The sequence below is a fragment of the Streptomyces sp. XD-27 genome (assembly GCF_030553055.1).
Classification (GTDB): Bacteria; Actinomycetota; Actinomycetes; order Streptomycetales; family Streptomycetaceae; genus Streptomyces.
In genome coordinates, this window is sequence record NZ_CP130713.1 from 3,648,528 (window position 1) to 3,670,397 (window position 21,870).

At 73.3% G+C, this 21,870-nt stretch carries 25 protein-coding genes, 1 pseudogene and 1 riboswitch; of the genes and pseudogenes, 18 read left to right on the top strand and 8 right to left on the bottom strand.

Annotation, left to right across the window (positions count from 1 at the left end):
* Positions 1–44 precede the first annotated feature (44 nt).
* The 6 genes from Q3Y56_RS15535 to Q3Y56_RS15560 all read left to right on the top strand — a co-directional run bounded on the left by Q3Y56_RS15535 (position 45) and on the right by Q3Y56_RS15560 (position 5,328).
* On the top strand, positions 45–617 hold the full coding sequence (locus Q3Y56_RS15535; protein WP_304462521.1) for an FABP family protein: 573 nt from the start codon (positions 45–47) through the stop codon (positions 615–617).
* A 9-nt stretch (positions 618–626) separates the two neighbouring features.
* Positions 627–760, top strand: a riboswitch (cobalamin riboswitch).
* 215 nt (positions 761–975) lie between these two features.
* Complete coding sequence (locus Q3Y56_RS15540; protein ID WP_304465630.1) at positions 976–1,998, top strand: iron ABC transporter permease; 1,023 nt, start codon at positions 976–978, stop codon at positions 1,996–1,998.
* A complete protein-coding gene (locus Q3Y56_RS15545) occupies positions 1,998–2,789 on the top strand; it encodes an ABC transporter ATP-binding protein (RefSeq protein WP_304462522.1) in 792 nt (263 codons plus the stop codon). The genes Q3Y56_RS15540 and Q3Y56_RS15545 overlap by 1 nt, the downstream gene beginning before the upstream one ends.
* Before the next feature lie 9 nt (positions 2,790–2,798).
* Positions 2,799–3,830, top strand: coding sequence for an ABC transporter substrate-binding protein (locus Q3Y56_RS15550; protein WP_304462523.1), 1,032 nt, complete (start codon positions 2,799–2,801; stop codon positions 3,828–3,830).
* 19 nt (positions 3,831–3,849) lie between these two features.
* Positions 3,850–4,353 carry a Fur family transcriptional regulator gene (locus tag Q3Y56_RS15555; protein ID WP_304462524.1) on the top strand — a complete coding sequence of 168 codons (504 nt, stop codon included), beginning with the start codon at positions 3,850–3,852 and terminating at the stop codon, positions 4,351–4,353.
* 9 nt (positions 4,354–4,362) lie between these two features.
* Positions 4,363–5,328 (top strand): folate-binding protein YgfZ, encoded by a 966-nt coding sequence (locus Q3Y56_RS15560; protein ID WP_304462525.1) that lies wholly within the window; start codon positions 4,363–4,365, stop codon positions 5,326–5,328.
* Between the two features lie 15 nt (positions 5,329–5,343).
* On the opposite strand, the gene dtd is transcribed toward Q3Y56_RS15560, so the two are convergent.
* Positions 5,344–5,769: a D-aminoacyl-tRNA deacylase gene (gene dtd / locus Q3Y56_RS15565; RefSeq protein ID WP_304462526.1), complete on the bottom strand. Its 426-nt coding sequence runs from the start codon at positions 5,767–5,769 to the stop codon at positions 5,344–5,346.
* A gap of 144 nt (positions 5,770–5,913) precedes the next feature.
* Here dtd and Q3Y56_RS15570 point away from each other — a divergent pair, with 144 nt between their 5' ends.
* The 3 genes from Q3Y56_RS15570 (at position 5,914) to Q3Y56_RS15580 (ending at position 8,890) form a co-directional block, all read left to right on the top strand.
* Positions 5,914–6,495, top strand: coding sequence for a hypothetical protein (locus Q3Y56_RS15570; RefSeq protein ID WP_304462527.1), 582 nt, complete (start codon positions 5,914–5,916; stop codon positions 6,493–6,495).
* A 94-nt stretch (positions 6,496–6,589) separates the two neighbouring features.
* Positions 6,590–7,546 carry an asparaginase gene (locus Q3Y56_RS15575; protein WP_304462528.1) on the top strand — a complete coding sequence of 319 codons (957 nt, stop codon included), beginning with the start codon at positions 6,590–6,592 and terminating at the stop codon, positions 7,544–7,546.
* 87 nt (positions 7,547–7,633) lie between these two features.
* Positions 7,634–8,890 (top strand): GNAT family N-acetyltransferase, encoded by a 1,257-nt coding sequence (locus Q3Y56_RS15580; protein ID WP_304462529.1) that lies wholly within the window; start codon positions 7,634–7,636, stop codon positions 8,888–8,890.
* Positions 8,891–8,965: 75 nt separating this feature from the next.
* Here Q3Y56_RS15580 and soxR read toward each other — a convergent pair whose 3' ends face one another.
* Positions 8,966–9,421: a redox-sensitive transcriptional activator SoxR gene (gene soxR / locus Q3Y56_RS15585; protein ID WP_304462530.1), complete on the bottom strand. Its 456-nt coding sequence runs from the start codon at positions 9,419–9,421 to the stop codon at positions 8,966–8,968.
* A gap of 52 nt (positions 9,422–9,473) precedes the next feature.
* On the opposite strand from soxR, the gene Q3Y56_RS15590 reads away from it, so the two are divergent.
* Positions 9,474–10,073: an NADPH-dependent FMN reductase gene (locus tag Q3Y56_RS15590; RefSeq protein ID WP_304462531.1), complete on the top strand. Its 600-nt coding sequence runs from the start codon at positions 9,474–9,476 to the stop codon at positions 10,071–10,073.
* Positions 10,074–10,095: 22 nt separating this feature from the next.
* A complete protein-coding gene (locus Q3Y56_RS15595; RefSeq protein WP_304462532.1) occupies positions 10,096–10,581 on the top strand; it encodes a GNAT family N-acetyltransferase in 486 nt (161 codons plus the stop codon).
* Positions 10,582–10,609: 28 nt separating this feature from the next.
* Here Q3Y56_RS15595 and Q3Y56_RS15600 read toward each other — a convergent pair whose 3' ends face one another.
* The gene (locus tag Q3Y56_RS15600; RefSeq protein WP_304462533.1) at positions 10,610–11,353 is read right to left on the bottom strand and encodes an ABC transporter permease; all 744 of its coding nucleotides are present in this window, start codon (positions 11,351–11,353) and stop codon (positions 10,610–10,612) included.
* Complete coding sequence (locus Q3Y56_RS15605; RefSeq protein ID WP_304462534.1) at positions 11,346–12,362, bottom strand: ATP-binding cassette domain-containing protein; 1,017 nt, start codon at positions 12,360–12,362, stop codon at positions 11,346–11,348. Before Q3Y56_RS15605 ends, Q3Y56_RS15600 begins: the two co-directional genes overlap by 8 nt.
* A 111-nt stretch (positions 12,363–12,473) precedes the next feature.
* On the opposite strand from Q3Y56_RS15605, the gene Q3Y56_RS15610 reads away from it, so the two are divergent.
* The gene (locus Q3Y56_RS15610; protein ID WP_304462535.1) at positions 12,474–13,220 is read left to right on the top strand and encodes a TetR/AcrR family transcriptional regulator; all 747 of its coding nucleotides are present in this window, start codon (positions 12,474–12,476) and stop codon (positions 13,218–13,220) included.
* Between the two features lie 150 nt (positions 13,221–13,370).
* Here the strand turns inward: Q3Y56_RS15610 and Q3Y56_RS15615 are convergent, their stop codons facing one another.
* Positions 13,371–13,760 carry a cupin domain-containing protein gene (locus tag Q3Y56_RS15615; RefSeq protein WP_304465631.1) on the bottom strand — a complete coding sequence of 130 codons (390 nt, stop codon included), beginning with the start codon at positions 13,758–13,760 and terminating at the stop codon, positions 13,371–13,373.
* 70 nt (positions 13,761–13,830) lie between these two features.
* On the opposite strand from Q3Y56_RS15615, the gene Q3Y56_RS15620 reads away from it, so the two are divergent.
* Positions 13,831–14,814 carry a helix-turn-helix domain-containing protein gene (locus Q3Y56_RS15620; protein ID WP_304462536.1) on the top strand — a complete coding sequence of 328 codons (984 nt, stop codon included), beginning with the start codon at positions 13,831–13,833 and terminating at the stop codon, positions 14,812–14,814.
* A gap of 101 nt (positions 14,815–14,915) precedes the next feature.
* Positions 14,916–15,884, top strand: a complete 969-nt coding sequence (locus tag Q3Y56_RS15625) for a serine hydrolase (RefSeq protein ID WP_304462537.1) — start codon at positions 14,916–14,918, stop codon at positions 15,882–15,884.
* Between the two features lie 68 nt (positions 15,885–15,952).
* On the opposite strand, the gene Q3Y56_RS15630 is transcribed toward Q3Y56_RS15625, so the two are convergent.
* Positions 15,953–16,711: a GntR family transcriptional regulator gene (locus Q3Y56_RS15630; RefSeq protein ID WP_304462538.1), complete on the bottom strand. Its 759-nt coding sequence runs from the start codon at positions 16,709–16,711 to the stop codon at positions 15,953–15,955.
* A 188-nt stretch (positions 16,712–16,899) separates the two neighbouring features.
* Between Q3Y56_RS15630 and Q3Y56_RS15635 the strand changes: the two genes are divergently transcribed.
* The gene (locus Q3Y56_RS15635) at positions 16,900–17,196 is read left to right on the top strand and encodes a hypothetical protein (RefSeq protein WP_304462539.1); all 297 of its coding nucleotides are present in this window, start codon (positions 16,900–16,902) and stop codon (positions 17,194–17,196) included.
* A 99-nt stretch (positions 17,197–17,295) separates the two neighbouring features.
* Here the strand turns inward: Q3Y56_RS15635 and Q3Y56_RS15640 are convergent, their stop codons facing one another.
* Both Q3Y56_RS15640 and Q3Y56_RS15645 read right to left on the bottom strand, forming a co-directional pair.
* The gene (locus Q3Y56_RS15640; protein WP_304462540.1) at positions 17,296–18,792 is read right to left on the bottom strand and encodes an MFS transporter; all 1,497 of its coding nucleotides are present in this window, start codon (positions 18,790–18,792) and stop codon (positions 17,296–17,298) included.
* Between the two features lie 62 nt (positions 18,793–18,854).
* A complete protein-coding gene (locus Q3Y56_RS15645) occupies positions 18,855–19,241 on the bottom strand; it encodes a cupin domain-containing protein (RefSeq protein ID WP_304462541.1) in 387 nt (128 codons plus the stop codon).
* A gap of 112 nt (positions 19,242–19,353) precedes the next feature.
* Here Q3Y56_RS15645 and Q3Y56_RS15650 point away from each other — a divergent pair, with 112 nt between their 5' ends.
* The 3 genes and pseudogenes from Q3Y56_RS15650 (at position 19,354) to Q3Y56_RS15660 (ending at position 21,801) form a co-directional block, all read left to right on the top strand.
* The gene (locus tag Q3Y56_RS15650; RefSeq protein ID WP_304462542.1) at positions 19,354–20,019 is read left to right on the top strand and encodes a TetR/AcrR family transcriptional regulator; all 666 of its coding nucleotides are present in this window, start codon (positions 19,354–19,356) and stop codon (positions 20,017–20,019) included.
* 734 nt (positions 20,020–20,753) lie between these two features.
* Positions 20,754–20,975 (top strand): annotated as a pseudogene (locus tag Q3Y56_RS33535) (GNAT family N-acetyltransferase); the annotation flags it as partial.
* Positions 20,976–21,165: 190 nt separating this feature from the next.
* A complete protein-coding gene (locus Q3Y56_RS15660) occupies positions 21,166–21,801 on the top strand; it encodes a maleylpyruvate isomerase N-terminal domain-containing protein (RefSeq protein WP_304462544.1) in 636 nt (211 codons plus the stop codon).
* Positions 21,802–21,870: the final 69 nt, after the last annotated feature.

The window sequence follows — 21,870 nt, forward strand, 5'->3', positions numbered from 1 at the left end:
GCGCTGACCGCTCCCTTCCGCTCACTAGCAGAACGCCTGATTCCATGATCGAGATCCCGTCCGACCTCCACCCGGACCTCGTGCCCCTCGCCTTCCTCCTCGGCAACTGGACGGGTGCGGGCGTCGCCGACTTCCCGGGCTCGAAGAAGTGCAACTTCGGGCAGGAAGTGACCTTCAGCCACGACGGCCGGGACTTCCTGGAGTACGTCTCGCGCAGCTGGGTGCTGGACGCGGAGGGCAAGCAGGTCGAGCCGCTGGAGACCGAGTCCGGCTACTGGCGGATCGACAAGGACCGCAAGGTCGAGATCGTGATGATCCGCGACCAGGGCGTCGTCGAGGTCTGGTACGGCGAGCTGGCGGCGCAGAAGCCCCAGATCGACCTGGTCACCGACGCCGTCGCGCGCACCGCCGCCTCCGGCCCGTACTCCGGCGGCAAGCGGCTGTACGGCTACGTCAAGGGGGACCTGATGTGGGTCGGCGAGAAGGCCACCCCCGAGGTGCCGCTGCGCCCCTACATGTCGGCGCACCTGAAGAAGTCCGTCACGCCCGAGCAGGTCGCGGCCTGGGCCAAGGACCTGGGTGACCTGCCGGACGACGGCATCGCCTTCTTCCGCTGACCTTCGGCTCTTCTGCTTCACGTCTTCTGCTTCACACCCGCCCCCGCGGGGGAAGTCCGGTCGAAGTCCGGCGCTGACCCGCAACAGTAGGCGGCCCCAGTGGGTCGCAAGCCTGATCACCCGCGGCGGCGGCAGCTCCTGACAACTCGCCGTGGACTGCGAGGGGACCGCCACCGGCATCGAGTGCCCGGGCCGCGCCTCCTTTCTCCGTACGGACGCGGCCCGAGGTGAAAGCGACCCGCCCGTGGCGAGCCCCACCGACACCGCGGACCCGCGCCCACGGACCGTCGACGCGGACCCGCGCGCACAGGCCGCCTCGGACCCGCGCCCACGCGCCGGCGCGCCCCGCCGGGTCCCGTTGCCGCCGCTGGTCGGCGCGCTCACCGCCGCGCTCGTGGTCTCCCTCGTCTGCGGCGTGGGCCTCGGCGCCGCCGGGCTGTCCTGGTCCGAGGTGCTGCGCATGCTGCGCGCCGGGCTGACCGGGGGCACCATCGGCCGGGACGAACTCTCCGCGTACACCATCGTGTGGGAGCTGCGCTTCCCGCGCGCCGTCCTGGCCGCCGTCGTCGGGGCCGGGCTCGCGGCCATCGGCGTGGCGGTCCAGGCGATGGTGCGCAACGCGCTCGCCGACCCGTTCGTGCTGGGCATCTCCTCGGGCGCGGCGATCGGCGCCAACGCCGTGCTGCTCTTCGGCGCCCTCGCGAGCCTGGGTGTCTGGGCGCTGTCGCTGTCCGCGTTCGTCTCGGCGCTGGCGTCGATGGCCCTGGTGTACGCGGCGGCCCGCACGCCGCAGGGGCTGACCCCGCTGCGCCTGGTGCTGACCGGTTCGGCCATGTACTACGGCTTCTCGGCGATCACCACGCTGATGGTCTTCTCCGCCGACCGGGGCGATGCCGCCCGCTCCGCGATGATGTGGCTGCTCGGCAGCCTGAGCGGCGCGAGCTGGGCGGCGGTGCCGATCGCGGCCGCCGCGGTGGCCGCGGCCCTGGGCTATCTCGCGCTCTCCGCCGGCCGTCTCAACGCGCTCGCCATGGGCGACGAGACCGCCACCGCGCTCGGCGTGGACGCGGCCCGGCTGCGGACCGAGCTGTTCGTGGTGACCGCCGCCGTCACCGGCGCGGTGGTCGCGGTCAGCGGCGCGATCGGGTTCGTCGGGCTGATGGTGCCGCATCTGGCGCGGATGCTGGTCGGCGCCGACCACCGCCGGGTACTGGCCGTCGCGCCGCTGCTCGGCGCGGTGCTGCTGGTGTGGGTGGACATCCTGTCCCGGGTGCTGCTGCCGCCGATCGAACTGCCCCTCGGGGTCATCACGGCCGTCATCGGGGTGCCCTGCTTCGTCCTGCTGATGCGCCGCCGCGGCTACAGCTTCGGAGGCGCGTGATGCGGGTCGACATCGAGGGCCTGAGCGTGGAGGTCGCGGGCGCGCGGCTCGTCGACGACATCGCGCTGCGGGCCGGGACCGGGCAGCTGGTCGGGCTCGTCGGCCCCAACGGCAGCGGCAAGTCCACCCTGCTGCGCTGCGTCTACCGGGCGCTGCGCCCCACCGCGGGCACGGTCCGGCTCGACGGTGAGGACCTGTACGCGCTCACCGCACGGGAGGGCGCGCGGCGGCTGGCCGCGCTGCCGCAGGAGTCGGCGAGCGAGTTCGACTTCACCGTCGCCGAGGTGGTCGCCATGGGCCGGCTGCCGCACCAGCGCGCCGCCGGGCGGGTCACCGATGCCGACCGGGAGGCGTGCGCGGCCGCGCTGGCGCGGGTGGGCGCGGACCGGCTCGCCGACCGCGGCTTCCTGTCCCTGTCCGGCGGCGAGAAGCAGCGGGTGCTGATCGCCCGCGCGCTGGCGCAGGAGCCGCGGGTGCTCGTCCTGGACGAGCCGACGAACCACCTGGACATCGCCCAGCAGCTGGAGGTGCTGGCGCTGGTGAAGGACAGCAGGCTCACCGTGCTGACCGCGCTGCACGACCTGAACCTCGCCGCCGTCCACTGCGACGTGCTGTACGTGATCGCGCGCGGCCGGATCGTCGCCTCCGGCGCCCCCCACGACGTGCTCACCCCCGAGCTGCTGGCCGAGGTCTTCGGCGTCCGTGCGCACCGCGTACCGCACCCCGAGACCGGTGCCGTGCAGTTGCTCTTCGACCTCCTCCCCGCCCTTCCCTCTCCCCGCTCTTCGTAAGGACGGCTCATGCGCCTGACGCCCATCGCCCTCGTGCTCGCCCTCGGCCTCGGCCTGACCGGGTGCGGCGCCCATGTGGCGGACGACGCCGCGGACGACGACGCCCGCGGCGGCAGGCCGTCCGGCCACTACCCGGTGACCGTCGAGAACTGCGGGCGGAAGGTCACGTACGACAAGGCGCCCCGGCGCGTGGTCACCAACGACGTGGGCATCACGGAGATCATGTTCGCCCTCGGGCTGGAGGACCGCATGGCCGGTTTCGTGATGCCCGACGACAAGGGCGACCTGGACGCCGTGCCGTGGAAGGACTCCTACGGCAAGGTGCCGTGGCTGTCGAAGAAGGAGATCACCAAGGAGCTCGCCCTCGACGCCGACGCCGACCTGGTCTTCGCGGGCTGGAACTACGGCTTCAACGAGGCCACCGGCGTCACCCCCGCCGCGCTGAAGAAGCTCGGCATCGGCTCGTACGTCCTGACCGAGTCCTGCCGCAACGGCCAGGGCTCGGCGCGCGGGGTGATGCCGCCGCTGGAGGCCCTGTACGCCGACCTGGCCACCCTGGGGAAGATCTTCGACGTCGAGGACCGGGCCGCCGCGCTGGTGCGGGACTTCAAGCAGCAGGTCGCCGACGCCCGGGCCAAGGCCCCGAAGGGCGACCACCGCCCCACCGTCTTCCTCTACGACGACGGCCGGGACCGGCCGTTCACCTCGGGCCGCTACGCCGGGCCGCACGACATCATCACCAAGGCGGGCGGCGACCACGTCATGAAGGACCTCGAGGACTCGTGGACGACCGTCGGCTGGGAGACCGTCGTCGAACGCGACCCCGAGGTCATCGTGATCAACGACTACGGGGACACCAGCGCCGCCCGGAAGCGGGACTTCCTGCTGTCCTACGGCCCGCTGCGGAACGTCTCGGCGGTCAAGCACCGGCGGATCTACGTCATGGACTACGCCGACCTGGTCGAAAGCCCCCGCAACCCGGCGGCGATCGTCGCCCTGGCCGCGTATCTGCGCGGAATCGAGACCTCCCGCGGCCGGTGACGGCTTCTACACTGGGCCCGTGGCGACCACCGACTGGAAGACCGACCTTCGAGAGCGCGGCTACCGCCTGACCCCGCAGCGCCAGCTCGTGCTGGAGGCTGTCGACCACCTTGAGCACGCCACCCCGGACGACATCCTCACCGAGGTACGGCGCACGGCGAGCGGGATCAACATCTCCACCGTCTACCGGACGCTGGAGCTGCTGGAGGAGCTGGGGCTGGTCAGCCACGCCCATCTCGGGCACGGCGCGCCGACCTACCACCTCGCCGACCGGCACCACCACATCCACCTGGTGTGCCGGGACTGCACGGAGGTGATCGAGGCCGACCTGTCGGTGGCCGAGGCGTTCACCGCGAAGCTGCGCGAGGACTTCGGCTTCGACACCGACATGAAGCACTTCGCGATCTTCGGCCGGTGCGCCGGATGCGGTGCGGGCGAGGGTCGGGGCGAGGCCGAGGGAGCGCGGGGCGACTCCCCGGAACGGCGGGGCAACTCCCCTGAGGGCGCGGCCGGGTCGTCGTAGGCTTGGCGCATGAAGAGCCCTTTGCTGTCGCTGCCCGGCGCCGTCCCCGGCGAGGGCCCCGACGAAGGCGTCGCCGCGCACTACGGCGACCTGTTCCGTGAGCAGCGCTCGCTCGCCGACGGGACCGGCCTGGTGGACCTCTCCCACCGCGGCGTGGTCACCGTCAGCGGTGCCGACCGGCTGAGCTGGCTGCACCTGCTGCTCACCCAGCACGTCAGCGAGTTGCCGCCGGGACAGGCCACCGAGGCGCTGATCCTCTCCGCCCACGGCCACATCGAGCACGTCCTCTACCTCGTCGACGACGGCGAGACGACCTGGGCGCACGTGGAGCCGGGCACCCAGGAGGCGCTGATCGCCTATCTGGAGAGCATGAAGTTCTTCTACCGCGTGGAGATAGCCGACGCGACGGAGCGTTACGCGGTCGTGCACCTCCCCGCGGGCAGCATCACCGCCGCCCCGGAGGGCGTGGTGGTCCGCGAGACGGCGTACGGCCGGGACCTGTTCCTGCCGCGCGAGTCGCTGGAGTCCTTCGCCGCGGAGCACGGTCCTGCGGTCGGGGTGCTGGCGTACGAGGCGCTGCGCGTGGAGGCGCACCGGCCGCGGCTGGGGCTGGAGACCGACCATCGGACGATCCCGCACGAGCTGGGCTGGATCGGCACGGCCGTCCATCTCCAGAAGGGCTGCTACCGCGGCCAGGAGACCGTCGCCCGGGTGCAGAACCTGGGCAAGCCGCCGCGCCGCCTGGTCTTCCTGCACCTGGACGGCAGCGAGGTGAAGCTGCCGGGGCACGGGGCGCCGGTACGGCTGGCGCGGGACGGCGAGGACGGCCGGCAGCTCGGGTTCGTCACCACGTCGGCCCGCCACCACGAGCTGGGCCCGATCGCGCTGGCGCTGGTGAAGCGGAACGTCCCCGTGGACGCGGAGCTGATCGTGGACGGCACGGCGGCGGCACAGGAGGTCGTGGTGGAGCCGTAGGGCCCCACCGGGACCTCAGACCTCGACCAGCACCGTGAACGGGCCGCTGTTCGTGAGCGAGACCTTCATGTCCGCTCCGAACCGGCCCGTCTCCACCGGTGCGCCCAGCTCCCGCAGCCGCGCCACCACCTCGTCGACCAGCGGCTCGGCGACGTCGCCGGGCGCCGCCGCGTTCCAGGTGGGGCGGCGGCCCTTGCGGGCGTCGCCGTAGAGCGTGAACTGGCTGATGACCAGGAGCGGGGCGCCCAGGTCCGAGCAGGACTTCTCGCCCTCCAGCACCCGCAGCGACCACAGTTTGCGGGCCAGCTGGGCCGCCTTGGCCGGGGTGTCGTCGTGGGTCACCCCGACCAGCACGCACAGGCCCTCGCCGACGATCTCGCCGACCGTCTCCCCGTCCACGACGACGCTCGCGCCGTCGACTCTCTGTACCACAGCTCGCATACGGTCCATCATGCCGTGCGTCCATCCGGGGCCGATCGGCGCACACGCACTGCAAGCCATAGGCCCGCGATGGCACGATGCGTGCACGCAGTGCGCGATGTGGACGGCGCGGCCGGGGCCGCGTACCGAAGGGGACGGAAACGCATGAGCACACCCACCACCGGGCAGGCACCCGGACCCGTACCGACCTGCACCCTGGAGCGCGGCACCGCCGTGCGGACCGGCGCGCCCGCCGGACCGCGGGCGGGCGTACCGCGGCTGGTCGAGCTGCGGCTGGCCGAGCTGCGGGCGCTGCGCCGCGGCTCGCAGCGCGAGGAGGCTGACCTGTCCTATCTGCGGCGGCTGCTCCAGGGCAGGATCGACATCCTCCGCGCCGAGCTGGGGCACCGTTCGGCGCCCGGAAGGTCGGTGGTCGACCTGTTGCCGCAGATCCTGGCCGACGAGCCGTCGCGGCACCGCAGCTCGGCCCGGCACGTGACGCTCGGCACGCCGCACGCCGAGGAGTACCGGCGATTGGCCGAATCGGTGCTCGCCGAGGTGGAGCTGTCGGACCTGCGGGCCCGTACGGACGAGGAGCTGCACGGCGCGATGGGCCGGCTGATGGCCTACGAGCAGCAGGTCTCGCGGCGGCGGCAGGAGCTCCAGCACACCGCGGACGATTGCAGCGCCGAGATCGCGCGCAGGTACCGTGAGGGGGAAGCCCAAGTAGATGATCTGCTCTCGTAATCTTCCGAAAAGCCGTCCGAACCCGCCGGTGGCGGCGGGCCGGACGTAACGGACGCGGCGGGGCAGATCTCGCACCACCCCTGGAAGGCCGACCATGACCTCCTCCACCATCGCCACCCCGGTCCTGGCCGAAGTCGTCCGCTCCGGCTTCGTCGAAGGCCGCCACCGGGGGTCCCTGGTGGTCCTGGCGGCGGACGGCGGCGTCGAACTGGCGCTGGGCGATCCGGCCGCGGCGGTCTTCCCCCGGTCCAGCAACAAGCCGATGCAGGCGGCGGCGGTGCTGCGGGCCGGGCTCGACCTCTCTGGTGAGCGGCTGGCCATGGCCGCCGCGAGCCACTCCGGAGAATCGTTTCACCTCGACCTCGTACGGCAGATGCTCGCCGAGTACGAGCTGTCCGCCGACCACCTCCGGACCCCGCCGGACCTGCCGCTGGACCCGGCCGAGGCGGAGGCGTACCTGGCCGCGGGCCGGGTACGGGACCGGATCGCCATGAACTGCTCCGGCAAGCACACCGCGATGCTCGCGGCCTGCGCCGCCAACGGCTGGCCGCTGGAGACCTATCTGGACCCCGGCCACCCCCTCCAGCTGCTGGTCCGCGACGTCGTGGAGGAGGCGACCGGCGAGCGCGTGGCCCACGTTGGCACCGACGGCTGCGGGGCGCCGCTGATGGCCCTGTCCCTGACCGGCCTGGCGCGCGCCTTCCGGTCGTTCGTGCTGGCCGAGCCAGGGACGGAGGCGCGGCGGGTGGCGGACGCGATGCGCGCGCATCCCGAGTACGTGGCGGGCACCCGGCGCCCCGACACCTGGCTGATGCGCGAGCTGCCGGGGGCGCTGGCGAAGATGGGCGCGGAGGCGGTGCAGGCGGTGGCGCTGCCGGACGGCCGGGCGCTGGCGTTCAAGGTCGACGACGGGGCGTCGCGGGCGCTGGGGCCGGTGCTGGCACGGGCCCTGGAGCTGCTGGGCGTCTCCTCGCCGGTGGTCGCCCGGATCGGCGAGGTGCCGCTGTTCGGCGGCGGGGAGCGCGTCGGCGAGATCCGCGCGGCGTTCTGACGCCCCAGGTCCCGGGAACCCTGGGAGCCCCGGGAGCACCGGAAAAACCGCGTGCGTCCCGCCCTGGCCGCCGCCTAGCGTGATCCCATGGCTCTCGACATCCGCACCATCGACGCGTCCGACGACTCCGAAGTGAGCGCCTGGATCCTGGCGCTTCAGACCGGCTTCCTGCGGCCGCCGACGGTGCCGAAGGAGGAGGTCGAGATCCGGCGCGGGGGCATGTACCCGGGCCGCGTGCAGGGGGCCTTCGACAGCGACGCGGGGCGCTGGGTGGCCACCTTCCGGAGCTTCCCGCAGCAGCTGACGGCGGTCGGCGGGGCATCGGTGCCCGCCGACGCCATCAGCAACGTCACTGTCTCGCCCACCCACCGGCGGCGCGGTCTGCTCAGCCGCATGATGGACCGCGACCTGCGGGCCGCCAAGGAGCGCGGGGACGCGGTCGCCACCCTCGTCGCGGCCGAGTATCCGATCTACGGGCGGTTCGGCTTCGGCCCGGCCACCTGGACCACCGAGTGGCAGGTCGACGTACCGCGCGCCGGGCTCGACCCGCGGCACGCCGGGCCCGTCGACGGCGGCCGGATCGACCTCGTGGACGGCGCGGCGGTGCGAGAGCTGGGACCCGTCCTCCATGAGCGGCTGCGGGCGGTCCAGCACGGCGTGATCGACCGCCCCGAGCGCGGGTGGCGGCAGTCCACCGGCGAGACGCCGATGCCGGGACACCCCTGGAAGGAGCCGTTCCACGCCGTCTACCGCTCCCCCGAGGGCACGGTGGACGGGCTGGTCACGTACACCGCCGACGACGTGTGGGAGGCGAAGCTCCCGCAGAACACCGCGACCGTGCTGGACCTGATCGCCGTCTCCCCCGCCGCCGAGCGCGCCCTGTGGCACTACCTGTTGTCCGTCGACTGGATCACCACGGTCAAGAGCGGCTGCCGGGCCCCGGACGACCTGTTGCCGCTGCTGCTGCCGGACCCGCGCGCCGCCCGCGTCACCGCGCACGCCGACTTCCTGTGGATACGCCCGCTGGACGTGCCCCGGCTGCTGGAGACCCGTACGTACCCGGTCGCGGACGCGCTCGTGCTGGAGTTCGCCGACCGCGCGGGGCTGGCCGAGGGCCGGTTCCTGCTGGAGGCGGGGCCGGACGGGGCCACCTGCACGCCGACCACCCGTACCGCCGATCTGATCATGGACATCGGCGAGTTGGGCACGCTGTGGCTGGGCGACGAGTCGGCGGTGCGGCTGGCCGCGCTGGGCCGGGTCGGGGAGGAGCGGCAGGGGGCCGCCGCGCGGGCGGACGCGCTGCTGCGGACCTCGCGCCGCCCGTGGTGCCCGGACATCTTCTGACGGCGACGCGGCCGCGGCGGCAGCCCGTCTGCCGCACGCGTCCGTACCGGGTTCCGCGTCCGCCCGCCGCGCGCGTCAGGACTTGAGCATCCGGTGCGGGCCCGCGCCCTGCTCGCCGTACCGGTCGTACGGGTTCGCCAGCGCGCACTTGGAGATGGACAGGCAGCCGCAGCCGATGCACTCCGTGAGGTTGTCGCGGATGTTCTCCAACTGCTCGATGCGCTCGTTGAGGTCCTTGCGCCAGCACTCGGAGATCCGCGCCCAGTCGTCCTTGGTCAGCACGTGGTCGTCGGGGAAGAGCGAGAGGACCTCCCGGATCTGTGCCAGCGGCATCCCGACCCGCTGCGAGGCCCGCACGAACGCGACCCGGCGCAGCGTGTGGCGCGTGTAGCGGCGCTGGTTGCCGGTGGTGCGGCGGCTGTGGATGAGGCCCTCGCGCTCGTAGAAGCGCAGCGCGGAGGCGGGTACGCCGCTGCGCCGGGAGAGCTCGCCGACCGTGAGTTCCTGGGTTTTCCACGTGAGTTGGGACATGGCGCTGAGCCTAGCTTGACTTCAACCTTTGTTTAAGTCAGAGGCTCTCCGCATGGACATCAACACCACTTCCACCACTGCCCCCATCCGCCTCGCCGTCGTCGTCGGCAGCACCCGCGAGGGCCGCTTCGCGCCGACGGTCGCGAACTGGTTCGCCGATCTGGCCCGCGAGCGCGACGACATGACCGTCGACCTCGTCGACCTCGCGGAGACCGAACTCCCCGCCCGGCTCAGCAAGTCGCCCGGCCCCGAGGCGACCGCCGCCCTGGCCGCCGTCACCCCGCGCCTGGACGCCGCCGACGCGTTCGCCGTCGTCACCCCCGAGTACAACCACAGCTACCCGGCGGGCCTGAAGAACGCCATCGACTGGCACTACACGCAGTGGCAGGCCAAGCCCGTCGGCTTCGTCTCCTACGGCGGGATGGCCGGCGGCCTGCGCGCGGTGGAGCATCTGCGCCCGGTCTTCGCCGAACTGCACGCCGTCACGGTCCGGGACACCGTCAGCTTCCACAACGTCGGGGACCGCTTCGGGCCGGACGGCCGCCCGGTCGACGACGGCGCCGACAAGGCCGCCGCCGCCATGCTCGACCAGATCGTCTGGTGGGCGCGGGCCCTGCGCGAGGCGCGCGCGGTCCGCCCGTACGGCGCCTGAACCGGCCCGTATGCTCCGGCACATGGTGAGAGTCGAGCGGCTTCGGGCCGACCACGCGGCGCCCCTGCTGGCCTTCGAGCGGGAGAACCGCGCGTACTTCGCGCGTTCCATACCGGACCGGGGGGACGCGTACTTCGCGGAGTTCGACGCCCGCCACCGGGCCCTGCTCGCGGAGCAGGACGCCGGTGTGATCCACTTCCACGTCGTCATGGACGAGGCCGGGGAGCTGATCGGCCGGGCCAACCTCGTGGACGTCGCGGAGGGCGCCGCCGAACTCGGCTACCGGATCGCCGAGCGCGCCGCCGGCCGGGGCGTCGCGACGGCCGCGGTCCGGGAGATGTGCCGGCTGGCCGCCGCGTCGTACGGGCTGTCGGCGCTGACGGCGGCCACCACCCGCGACAATCCGGCGTCGATGGCGGTGCTCGCACGCACCGGCTTCACCGCGGTCGGGGACATCCGGCTCGACGGTCGGCCCGGTGTCCGGTACGAGCGGCGACTCGTCGCGTAGCGCCTGAGCGCCATCAGGCTGAGGGCCATCAGCCCGTACGGCGCCGGAACAGCGCCCCGGACAGCGCGACCCCGATCAGCGCAAGGCCGCCGCACCACGCCAGCGCGAGGGTCGCGCTGTCGCCGACGGGCCGGTCGAGCAGCAGCGCGCGCAGGGACTCGATGACCGGGGTGACGGGCTGGTGGTCGGCGAAACCGTGCAGCCAGTCCGGCATCGTCTCGATCGGCACGAACGCGCTGCTCGGGTAGGGCAGGAACATCATCAGGAAGGTGAAGCCGCCCGCCGCCTCGGGTGTCCTGGCGATCAGCCCGAAGGCCGCGGAGAGCCACGAGATCGCGAGGATGAACATCAGCAGGACGCCGCCCGCCGCCGGCCAGGCGGCGGGCGAGGCGTCCGGCCGGAAGCCGATGAGGAAGGCGACCCCGAGGACCAGGACGGTGGAGACGGCGTTGCGGATGACGCTGGAGACGACGTGTCCGGTGAGGATCGCCGTGCCGCCGACGTCCATGGACCGGAACCGGTCGATGACGCCGCCGGACATGTCCTGGCTGACGCTGACGGCGGTGGTGGCCGAGCCGTAGCCCGCGCACAGCAGCAGCACGCCGGGCACCACGTAGGTGACGTAGTCCGTGCCCGTCTCGATGGCGCCGCCGAAGAAGTAGACGAAGACGAGCATCAGCATGACGGGCAGCATGAGCGCGGTGAGCAGGGCGTCGAGGTTGCGCCTGCTGAGCCGGACGCTCCGGCCGATCATGGTCATGGCGTCAGACATGGAGGTCCTCCTTTGACGAAGACGAAGCGGGAGAAGCGGGAGACGGTGCGGTGGCGGCGGTCCCGGTGAGGGCCAGGAAGACGTCGTCGAGGGTGGCGCTGTGCAGCGTGAACCGGTCGAGCGCGCGCCCGCCGGGGTCGACCTCCGCCAGCAGCGCCCGCACGTGGGCGGCGCTCCCGTCGGTCGCCAGCCCCAGCGTCAGCCGCTCGGCGTCGTCCCGTACGGCCCGCAGGCCGAGGTCGCGGGCGGCGCGCGCGTAGTCGGCGGCACTGGCGAAGACCAGGTCCAGACGGTGGCCCGCCACGCTCCGCTTGAGGTCGGCGGCGGTGCCCTCGGCGACCACCCGGCCGCCGTCGACCACCGCGATCCGGTCCGCGAGCTGGTCCGCCTCCTCCAGGTACTGGGTGGTGAGGAAGACCGTGACGCCGTCGCCGACCAGGCCCCTGACGGCCTCCCACATCGCCTGGCGGCTGCGCGGGTCCAGCCCGGTCGTCGGCTCGTCCAGGAAGATGACCTCGGGGCGGACCACCAGCCCCGCGGCGATGTCCAGGCGGCGGCGCATCCCGCCGGAGTACGTGCCCGCCGTCCGGCCGCCGGCGGCCACCAGGTCGAACTGCTCCAGGAGTTCCTCGGCGCGGCGGTGCGCGTCCCGCCGGGACAGCCCGCGCAGACGGCCCATCATGCGCAGGTTCTCCACCCCGGTCTGCATCTCGTCGACCGCCGCGTACTGGCCGGTGAGGCTGATGGCGCGGCGCACGGCGGCGCGCTCCCGTACGACGTCGTGCCCGGCGACCCGGGCGGTGCCGCGGTCCGGCTCGCTGAGCGTGGCCAGGATCCGGACGGTGGTGGTCTTGCCCGCGCCGTTGGGGCCGAGCAGCGCGAAGACGCTGCCGCGCGCCACCCGCAGATCGACTCCGGTCAGGACGCGCACCGCCCCGTAGGACTTGTGCAGGCCGTGCGCCTCGACGGCCGCATCGCGGGCCGGTTCGTGGGCCGCTTCGTGGGTCATGCCCCCGCTCCCCTCACACTCTTCTGCGTATGCCATACGCTTTACTGCGTAAGGTATACACAGAACTAGGATGGGCGGTCAACCGGAATGAGGGCGGAGGCACGCGAGGCCATGGGACACGACAGCGGCACGGGCCTGCCGCCGAGCATCGAAGCGGCCTGGGGCCTGCGCGAACGCCCCACCAAGGGCCCCAAGCGCGGGCTGAGCCTGGACCGGATCGTGGCGGGCGCGGTGCGGGTCGCCGCCGCCGAGGGCCTCCCGGCGGTCTCCATGGGCCGGGTCGCCAAGGAGCTCGGCGTCTCCACGATGTCGCTCTACCGCTATGTGGCCGCCAAGGACGAACTGCTCGCCCTCATGGCCGACGCCGCGTACGGCACGCCCCCGGAGCCGCGGCCGGACCTGGGCTGGCGGCACGAACTGACCCGCTGGGCCCATGAGATGCGCGCCGCGCTGCTCGACCACCCCTGGGCCCTGCGGATCCCGATCAGTGGCCCGCCCATCACCCCGCACCAACTCGCGTGGTTCGAGCGGGCGCTCGCCGCCCTGGCCGGCACCCGCCTCGGCGAGGGCGAGAAGGTCTCCGTGGTGATGCTGGTCAGCGGGCATGTGAAGGCCGACGCGACCCTGTACGCGGAGTTCGGCGCGGCCTTGCGGGCGGCGGACTCCTCCCCGCAGGACTTCATGCGCTCCTACGGCCGCACCCTGTCCCGACTGACGGACGCCGAACGCTTCCCCGCCCTGACCGCGGCCCTCGCCGCGGGCGCCGTCGACAAGCCGGACGGCCCGGACGACGAGTTCGTCTTCGGGCTGGACCGGATCCTCGACGGCATCGAGGTCCTGATGCGCGACCGCGCCTGACGCCCGGGCCGGGCGCGACGTGCGGCGGCGCGACGTGCGGCCGCGCCTGACGCCCGACCGGGCGTGACGTGCGGCCGCGCCTGACGCCCGACCGGGCGTGACGTGCGGCCGCAGCTGAGCCCCGCCGCGCGGTCCCGGACCGCCTGCGCCTCAGCCCAGCTCGTGGCCGGTCGTCGCGTCGACGTGCTCCGGTACGGGGTCGTGCCGGTCGCCCACCGTCGACGTGCCCGACGGCTCGAACAGCAGCAGCGCCGCCCCGTCGGCGGACGACGGCTTGTGCTCCGTACCGCGCGGAACGACGTACACCGACCCGCGCGGCAGGACGACCTCGCGCTCGTCCGGATCCCGCAGGGCGATCGTCAGCTCGCCGTCGAGGACCAGGAAGAACTCGTCGGTGGTGTCGTGGGCGTGCCACAGGTGCTCGCCCGCCACCTTGGCGATCCGTACGTCGTAGTCGTTCACGCGGGTCACGATCCGGGGGCTCCACAGGGCCTCGAAGCTCGCCAGCGCGGTCTGGAGGTCGATCGGTTCGCTGTTCACAGGGCGTTCGCTGTTCATACGGCGATCATGCGCGGTGACGGGACCGCCGCGTGAGTGCTAGGAATCGCATATGCCGCAAGATTCCTCGCAGGCGGGCGCGTGCCGTCCGCCGCACCGGGTGGCCGTGATCGTCGGCGAGGGCTCCAACCCCTTCGAACTGGGCGTGGCCACCGAGATATTCGGGCTGCGCCGCCCCGAGCTGGGCATCCCCTGGTACGACTTCGCCCTCTGCGCCGCCTCCCCGGCGGTCGCCGTGCACGCCGGGTTCTTCACCCTCTCCGGCGTCGCCGGACTCGACGCGGCCGACGCCGCCGACACCGTGATCGTGCCGAACCGCCCCGATCCGCACGTCCCCGCCGACCCGGCGGTACTGGCCGCGATCCGACGCGCGGCGCTGCGCGGTGCCCGGCTGGTGAGCTTCTGCACCGGTGCGTTCACGCTCGCGGCGGCGGGCGTCCTCGACGGGCGGCGGGCCACCACGCACTGGCGCTGGGCGGAGTCCTTCGCCGCCCGCCATCCCGCCGTACGCCTCGAACCGGACGTGCTGTTCGTCGAGGACGGCCAGGTGCTGACGGCGGCGGGCAGCGCGGCAGCGCTCGACCTCAGCCTGCATCTCGTACGCCGCGACCACGGCGCCGAGGCGGCCAACGCGGTCAGCCGCCGACTGGTGTTCGCCGCCCACCGGGACGGCGGGCAGCGGCAGTTCGTCGAGCGCCCCGTCCCCGAGGTCCCGGACGAGTCCCTCGCCCCCGTACTGGACTGGGTACGGGAGCGGCTCGACCGGCCGCTGACGGTGCCGGACCTCGCGGACCGCGCGGCGGTCAGCGCCGCCACGCTGCACCGGCGGTTCCGCGCCCAGTTGGGCACCACCCCGCTGGCGTGGCTCACCGGCGAGCGGGTCGCGCTGGCCTGCCGACTGATGGAACGCGGGGAGCAGCGGCTGGACCGGGTGGCCCGGCTCAGCGGCCTCGGCACGGCGGCGAACCTGCGGACGCAGCTGCGTCGCAGGACGGGGCTGAGCCCGACGGCGTACCGGGCGCGGTTCGGCCCGTGATCCCGCGCGGTCCGTCGCGCACCGCACACCGGGCCCGCACAACCATTCGGTAGCGTCAGACCGTCATCTGTGGTGAATCCACAGGGGAGGGGAAGGCTTTCATGACGCGCTTCCGCATATCCGGAACATCTCGCGTATCCCGCATATCTCGCACGTCCCGTCGTGCCCGTGGCGCGCTGACCGTCGCGCTGGCCGCGGGCTCGCTCGCGCCGCTGCTCACCGTCGCGGCGGCCCAGCCCGCGGGCGCCACCACCGCGCCGGTGAGCTGCACTTCGGCGAGGCCGGGGCTGGCCGACAAGCTCGCCAAGGACATCGACGCGGCGCTGCGCGGACGGTCCGCGACCACCGCCGTCTCGCTGCACGACCGCACCACGAACACGGTGTGCACGCTGCGCGGGGACAAGAAGTACGACTCGGCGAGCGTCGTGAAGGTGACCGTCCTGGCCACGCTGCTGTGGGACGCCAAGAACCAGGGCCGCCTCCTCACCGAGCGCGAGTCCCAGCTCGCCACCAAGATGATCACCGCGTCGGACAACGCCTCGACCAGCGCGCTGTGGAAGCAGCTCGGCATGACCAAGATCAAACGCTTCCTGACGGCGGCCGGGATGACGCAGACCGTGCCGGGCAGCGGCGGCTACTGGGGCCTGACGCAGATCACCGCGCGCGACGAGCAGAAGCTGATGGACCTGCTGACCGCGCGGAACGCGGTCCTCAGCGACAAGTCCCGCGCGTACGTCCTCAAGCTGATGAACAAGGTCGTCTCCTCCCAGCGTTGGGGAACCCCGGCGGGCGCGCCGAGCACCGCGAAGATCCACGTCAAGAACGGCTGGCTGTCGCGCGCCACGCACGGCTGGCGGGTGCACAGCGTCGGCGCGTTCACCGGCGGCGGCCACGACTACACGATCACGGTCCTCACGCACGACAGCCGGACCATGAACGACGGCGTCGCCACGATCCAGGCCGTCTCCCGCGCGATCCACAAGGACCTCGCCCCGACGGTGTCGGTGACGGAGCGCTACACCCCGACCAGCACGCCGCGGGAGGTACTGCCCGCGCTGCCTCCGTCGTAGGGCTCATCCGACGGCGGCCCCGCGCTCGCGGGGCCGCCCGCTCGGGTTCCGCCGTTCGCGTTCCTTCGCTAGGCGTCGAAGTCGTACTCGAGCACGTACGCGGCCGAGTCCAGGATCATCTCGTTGACTTCCACAGCGCGGCCGCCATCCGCGAATGCCGTACGGAAGATGAGGACCACGGGCGTGCCAACGCTGAGGCTGAGCCGGTTCGCCTCCTCCTGGGACGGCATGCGACAGCGGATCTCTTCACGGAAGCGAACCGGCTTCTGGCCCAGTTCCGCCAGCCGTGCGTAGATGCCGCCGGGACCGGTGTCCTCCTGCGTGATCGCCGAGTCGGCCACCAGGTCGGCAGGTAGATAGCTCGTGGCCAGCAGCACCGGCTTGCCTTCGAGGACAAAGCGGCGGCTGCGCACGCACGCCGGTTGGTCAGCCTCGATACCGAGCACGTTGGCGATGGCCGCGGGCGCCGGTGCCTCGGTGACCGTCACCTGATCGACGACCAATTCCCGGCCGCCGGTGTCGGCCGACCAGATGGACTGGCCCTCGCCCCACTGCTCCAGTGCGAGCCGCTCGATGCCTCGTCGCCGCAACGGCTGGAAGTCACGGACGAAGACGCCCGCGCCCCTCCGCGCCTCCGTGATCCCCTCGCTCTGCAGAACGCCGAGCGCCTGCCGTGCGGTCATGCGGGCGACCTCGTACGTGGCCATGAGGTCGTTTTCGCCGGGCAGCCGATCACCTGGGCCGTACTCGCCAGCCCTGATCGCCTCCTTCAGCGCCTCAGCAATGCGCTGGTACTTCGGCTGGCGGCCGTTGCCCTTGGCGGCCATACGCCCTCCTCGCTCTGACTACTGCCCTCGTCGGGCCGGCGCCGCGCCACGGCCCCACCCACCCCATCCCCTTCGGGGCCCGACGGCACGCCGATGCCGCAGCTCGCCCCGCCTGCGGAGCCGGGCTCAGCGCCGCCGTGGCCCACGGGGTTGGTGCTGGCCGTGCACGGGCTGGAGGTGGTGGCCCGATGAACGCGCCGCGGCTGCTGCCCTGGGCCAGCCCGGAGGGCAAACCGTGCCGCCTCGCAGGCGACGGCACCGGCTACGTCTCGCGGCTGGCCGACGACATGGAGGCCGTACAGCTCCGCATGGGCACCGAACTGCTCGGCTACGCCGGAGAGATGCTGGACGACCGCAAGGCCACCGCCGACGAGCTGCGCTTCCTCGGCAACCGCCTGTGCGAGTCCCTGCGCGACGCGCTCCGGGTCGCCGAAAGCCGCGGCGAGCGGGTTCCCGCACCCGACGACGAAGGGCTGGCCCCCTGACCGACCGCTGAGCTGCCGCCACGGGCCGTCCGCCCCTCCCCCAGGGGCGGACGGAAGCCCGTCGCGAGCCCGTCCGTATCGCCTGTCGCCGCCGCGGCGTCAGGGCTGCCGCGCCGCCGCGTCCCGTACTCGCCGTCCCGGTACGAGAACGAGCGCGACCACCGCCGCGACGGCCAGCAACCCGCCCGCGGCGCCCAGCGCCGCACCGTATCCGTCCGCGAGGTCGGGCCGCGGATCGCCGCCGTGCCCGCCCCCGGCGGCCCCGTGCGCACCGGACGCCGTCGCCGCCAGGGTGTCCAGGACCGCCAGGCCGATCGAACCGCCCACCTGGCGTGAGCTGTTGACCAGTCCGGAGGCCATGCCCGCCTCGCGCGGGTCGACGCCCGCCGTGGCCGCCGTGCCCAGCGGTACGAAGCACATCCCGATGCCGGTGCTCGCCACCAGCGACGGGCCGAGGATCGCGCCCGCGAAGCCGGCCTGCGCGGCGAACGCGAGGCCGAACCAGGCGAATCCGGCCGCGCCGACCAGACCGCCGGCCACCATCAGGCCGCGCAGCCCGACCCGGGCGACGGTACGGGAGGCGATCAGCGTCCCGGCCACGATGCCCAGGCAGAACGGCAGGAACGCTACGCCGGCCGCCGCGGTTCCGTAGCCGAGCACCTGGTTCAGGTACAGCGAGGTGAAGTAGAAGGCGGCGAACTGCCCGGAGCACAGCAGCATCATGAACAGGTTGGCGCCGAGGACGGGTCGGCGGGCCAGCAGGCCCAGGCGCAGCAGCGGTTCACGCGCCCGGCGTTCGACGGCCGCGAAGGCGGCGAGGAGCACGGCCGCCGCGCCGAGGGTGAGCACGGTGGTGGCCGAGCCCCACGGCACGCTGTGGGTCCGTACGACGCCGAGCACCAGCACGCCCGCCCCGGCGGTCACCAGCACCGCCCCGGCGAGGTCGAGCCGGGGCGCGGTCCGCTCCCGGCGGTCGGGTGCCAGCCGGGCCGCGAGGACCAGCGCGAACACCACGATCGGCACGTTGACGAGCATGACCGCCCGCCAGCTCAGCCATTCGGTCAGCACTCCGCCCGCCAGCACCCCCACGGCGCCGCCGGCGGCCGCCGTGGCGCCCCACAGCCCCAGCGCCCGGGAGAGCGCGGGCCCCGGCGGGAAACCGGTGGTGAGCAGGGCCAGCGCGACGGGGGTCAGGGCGGCCGCCCCGGCACCCTGGACGGCGCGGGCGGCGATGAGCGCACCGGGCGACTGCACCAGCCCGCCCACCAGACTGGCCAGGCCGAACAGTGTCAGCCCGGTCAGCAGGGTGCGGCGGCGGCCGACGATGTCGCCGAGCCTGCCGCCGAGCATCATCAGCCCGCCGAAGGTGAGCGCGTAGGCGTTGACGACCCAGGTCAGGCCCTCGCCGTCGAAGCCGAGTGCCGTGCGGACGTCGGGTAGCGCGACGTTCACCACGGAGGCGTCGAGCGCGACCATGAACTGCACGGTCAGGACGACGGCGAGCAGCCGCCCGCCGAGGGTCGGCGCGGCGGCGCCCGGCCGGGGCGGCGCGGGGGCCGTCCCGTGCCCGGCCGCCGACGCCACGGGGCTGTCCATGCGAAAACTTCCTCTCTTCGAAAAGCCTGTGCTGTCCGGCGCGTCCTCCGGGTGTCCTGGCCTCAGCCGTCCCGCCGCTTCTCCAGCCGGGTGTCGCGGCGCAGAGTGAGGGACATCAGGTCGCCGGGCCCGTCGAGTTCGACGCGGTGCCAGCGCCCGCGCGGCACGATGTACGCCGTCCCCGGCCCGAGCACCGCCGTCTCCTCGGCGGCGCCGGTGGCCTCATCGGCCCGCAGGATCAGCCGCGCGCCCCCGGCCAGCACGCACACCGCCTCGTCCGCGGCCGGGTGCATCTCCCAGTGGTCCGCGTGCACGTCCTCGTCGGTCTCGACGTGGAAGGCCGCGAGCGTCCAGCCGTCGAGGTCGCCGGACATCCGGCGCTCCTCGGCGCGGACGGTGCCGTCGCCGTAGAGCCGGACCGCGGACGAGAACAGGTCGATGAGCGCCATCGGGGCCTCCGTGAGCGTGCGTGCGGGTGAAGGGCACGTTCACGTACCTCGTACGTAAACGCGTGAGCGCAGTCGAACACGTACGATGTACGCGAGTCAAGGAGGAACCGCCGTGCCCGCACCCCGCAAGTTCACCGAGGAGCAGCTGCGGAACGCCGCGCTGTCACTGGTCGATGAGCAGGGCCTCGCCGCCCTGACCATGCGCAACCTCGCCGCCGCCCTCGGCACGGGGGCCATGACGATCTACAACTACGTGGACGGGCGCGAGGGCCTGGAAGCGCTGCTCGTGGACGCGGTCATGGCCGAGGGCCGGAAGCCGCCGGGCATCCCGTCGGACGACTGGCGCGCGGACGTCCGGGCCCTGGCCGAGGCCCACTGGCGCGCGGTCCGCGCCCACCCGGACGTGATCCCGCTGATCCTCACCCGCCGCACGGTGGACCTGCCGACCCTCGCCACCGCCGAGGACCTGCTGGAGGCCCTGTCCCGCAGCGGCCGCGCGGGCGCCGACCTGCTGGCGGCCTTCCGCATGCTCACGGGTTTCATCATGGGCTTCGCCCAGGCCGAGCTCGCCGGACCACTGTCGATCGCCCCCGACGAGGACGTCGACACGCTCACCCAGCGCGTCCGCGCGCTTCCCCCGGAGCGCTTCCCGCACCTGGTCGAGATCGCCGAGGCCGCGAGCACCAGCACCCCGGAAGCGGAGTTCCGCGCGGGCCTGGACCTCGTCATCGCCGGCCTGGACGGTCAGACGGGCGCGCGCGTCAGCCCGGCACCGTGATCACGCCGGGTAGCCGGCGGCCTGGCCGAGGACGGATTCCGGCCGGTGATCAGGTCGCGGTCGATGGCTCCCGGTCACTCCGTCGCTGGCCACTCCGCCCTCGGTATCTCCGTCCCCGGTAACTCCGTTGCCTGCCCGAGACGCGGCCACGCAGGATGGCGCGCATGGGATGCCATGAGTACGCCGGTCCCGTGGCGCTGCGCGCCATGCAGAGCCTGGGCGCCCGCGTCTTCCCGGTGACGGGCTACCGGCACATCGGCGACCTCGCCTGGAACCACTGCCTGTCCCTCGACCGCGCCGACGCGTGCCCGACGGCGGTCTGGAGCCGCGGGGACCGGACACTGGCCTGGGGCTGGCTGGAGCTTCCGGACCATCTGACGCTCCAGGTCGACCCGGACCACCCGGAACTGACCGACGACGTCCTCACCTGGGCGGAGCGAACGGCACCCGGCCCCCTCACGGTCGACGTCGCCGAGACCGAAGCCGACCTGGCCGCGGCACTGGAGCGGCGTGGCTACGTCCGCGCCTCCGACGGCCCGTATCTGGCGTGCCTCGGCCGTCCGCTCACCGGCCTGCCGGACATGCCGCGCCTGCCGGACGGCTACACCATCCGCGCGCAGCGCGACCCCGCCGACGTGGCGGGCCGGGCGGCAGCGCACCGCGCCGCGTTCGGCTCCACCCGCGTCACCGCCGAACTCCCCCAGCGCGGCCGCTGGGAGGTGCCCCCTGCCCGCATGCGGGACACCTGGCCCTACCGCGCCGAGTTCGACCCCGTCGTGGTCTCACCCGCCGGTGACGTCGCGGCCTACTGCCAGGGCTGGTACGACGAGGTCAACGGCATCGGCGCGTTCGAACCGGTCGGCGCCCACCCCGAGCACCGCCGCCTGGGCCTGGCCCGCGCCGCCTGCGTCGCGGTGCTGCACGCGTTCGCCACCGCCGGCGGCCGGCGGGCCGTCGTCTACGCCCGCGGCGACGCCGGCTATCCCGTGCCCAAGCGGCTCTACGAATCCCTGGGGCTTCACCGCGTACACCCGCACCTACGCCCGGCCCCCGGCCGGATACTGAGGGGGTACGGCCCATCGGCCGTAAGTGTGGTGCCGGATTCGGGACTTGGAGGACGTTATGGGGGACGTTATGGAGGACGTCATGAGTGCCATAGACGCGTACCTGGCTGCCGCGGCGCAAGCCGTGGCGCTGTTGGAGCGGCCGGAAGTCGCCGCGGCGTGGGAGCAGCCCAGCGCGCTGGCGGAGATGACGGTCGGCGGCCTCGCGGGCCACCTCGCCGCTCAGATCTTCAGCGTCGACTCCGCCCTCGCCGAACCCGCGTCCGCGGAGGCGCCGATTCCGCTGCTGGAGAACTTCGCGCGTGCCACGTGGATCGACGCGCCGCTCGACGGTGAGGTCAACGCCGGTATCCGGGCGAAGAGCGAGGGCATCGCGGCCGAGGGGCCGCGGTCGCTGCTGAAGCGCGCCCGCGCGGCACTCGCCGAGCAGCAGACCGAGCTGCCGGGCCTCTCGGGCGGCCGGACCGTGTTCCTCCCGCAGAAGGGTTTCGCGCTGACCTTCGACGACTTCCTCGTCACGCGGTTGCTGGAGCTCGCCGTGCACATCGACGATCTGGCCGTCAGCGTGGGCCTGCCCCCGCAAGAGCTCCCGGACGCCGCCTTCGACCCCGTACTCGTGCTGCTGGCCCGGCTCGCCGCCCGGCGGCACGGCCAGGCGGCGCTGCTGCGGGCGCTGGCCCGGGTGGAGCGGGCGCCGGCGGCGGTCAACGCGATCTGACGCCCTGTCCGGCCTCATCCGCCGCGGCCTCGTCCGCTCCGGCCCCCTCCGCTCCGGCCGCACCCGCCC

Excerpts from the sequence above, each read along its gene's own strand:
- Q3Y56_RS15535 (WP_304462521.1), top strand. The coding sequence starts at position 45 with ATGATCGAGATCCCGTCCGACCTCCACCCGGACCTCGTGCCCCTCGCC.
- Q3Y56_RS15545 (WP_304462522.1), top strand. The coding sequence starts at position 1,998 with ATGCGGGTCGACATCGAGGGCCTGAGCGTGGAGGTCGCGGGCGCGCGG.
- Q3Y56_RS15550 (WP_304462523.1), top strand. The coding sequence starts at position 2,799 with ATGCGCCTGACGCCCATCGCCCTCGTGCTCGCCCTCGGCCTCGGCCTG.
- Q3Y56_RS15560 (WP_304462525.1), top strand. The coding sequence starts at position 4,363 with ATGAAGAGCCCTTTGCTGTCGCTGCCCGGCGCCGTCCCCGGCGAGGGC.
- dtd (WP_304462526.1), bottom strand. The coding sequence starts at position 5,769 with ATGCGAGCTGTGGTACAGAGAGTCGACGGCGCGAGCGTCGTCGTGGAC.
- Q3Y56_RS15570 (WP_304462527.1), top strand. The coding sequence starts at position 5,914 with ATGAGCACACCCACCACCGGGCAGGCACCCGGACCCGTACCGACCTGC.
- Q3Y56_RS15575 (WP_304462528.1), top strand. The coding sequence starts at position 6,590 with ATGACCTCCTCCACCATCGCCACCCCGGTCCTGGCCGAAGTCGTCCGC.
- Q3Y56_RS15580 (WP_304462529.1), top strand. The coding sequence starts at position 7,634 with ATGGCTCTCGACATCCGCACCATCGACGCGTCCGACGACTCCGAAGTG.
- soxR (WP_304462530.1), bottom strand. The coding sequence starts at position 9,421 with ATGTCCCAACTCACGTGGAAAACCCAGGAACTCACGGTCGGCGAGCTC.
- Q3Y56_RS15590 (WP_304462531.1), top strand. The coding sequence starts at position 9,474 with ATGGACATCAACACCACTTCCACCACTGCCCCCATCCGCCTCGCCGTC.
- Q3Y56_RS15595 (WP_304462532.1), top strand. The coding sequence starts at position 10,096 with ATGGTGAGAGTCGAGCGGCTTCGGGCCGACCACGCGGCGCCCCTGCTG.
- Q3Y56_RS15600 (WP_304462533.1), bottom strand. The coding sequence starts at position 11,353 with ATGTCTGACGCCATGACCATGATCGGCCGGAGCGTCCGGCTCAGCAGG.
- Q3Y56_RS15605 (WP_304462534.1), bottom strand. The coding sequence starts at position 12,362 with ATGACCCACGAAGCGGCCCACGAACCGGCCCGCGATGCGGCCGTCGAG.
- Q3Y56_RS15610 (WP_304462535.1), top strand. The coding sequence starts at position 12,474 with ATGGGACACGACAGCGGCACGGGCCTGCCGCCGAGCATCGAAGCGGCC.
- Q3Y56_RS15620 (WP_304462536.1), top strand. The coding sequence starts at position 13,831 with ATGCCGCAAGATTCCTCGCAGGCGGGCGCGTGCCGTCCGCCGCACCGG.
- Q3Y56_RS15625 (WP_304462537.1), top strand. The coding sequence starts at position 14,916 with ATGACGCGCTTCCGCATATCCGGAACATCTCGCGTATCCCGCATATCT.
- Q3Y56_RS15630 (WP_304462538.1), bottom strand. The coding sequence starts at position 16,711 with ATGGCCGCCAAGGGCAACGGCCGCCAGCCGAAGTACCAGCGCATTGCT.
- Q3Y56_RS15635 (WP_304462539.1), top strand. The coding sequence starts at position 16,900 with ATGAACGCGCCGCGGCTGCTGCCCTGGGCCAGCCCGGAGGGCAAACCG.
- Q3Y56_RS15640 (WP_304462540.1), bottom strand. The coding sequence starts at position 18,792 with ATGGACAGCCCCGTGGCGTCGGCGGCCGGGCACGGGACGGCCCCCGCG.
- Q3Y56_RS15645 (WP_304462541.1), bottom strand. The coding sequence starts at position 19,241 with ATGGCGCTCATCGACCTGTTCTCGTCCGCGGTCCGGCTCTACGGCGAC.
- Q3Y56_RS15660 (WP_304462544.1), top strand. The coding sequence starts at position 21,166 with ATGAGTGCCATAGACGCGTACCTGGCTGCCGCGGCGCAAGCCGTGGCG.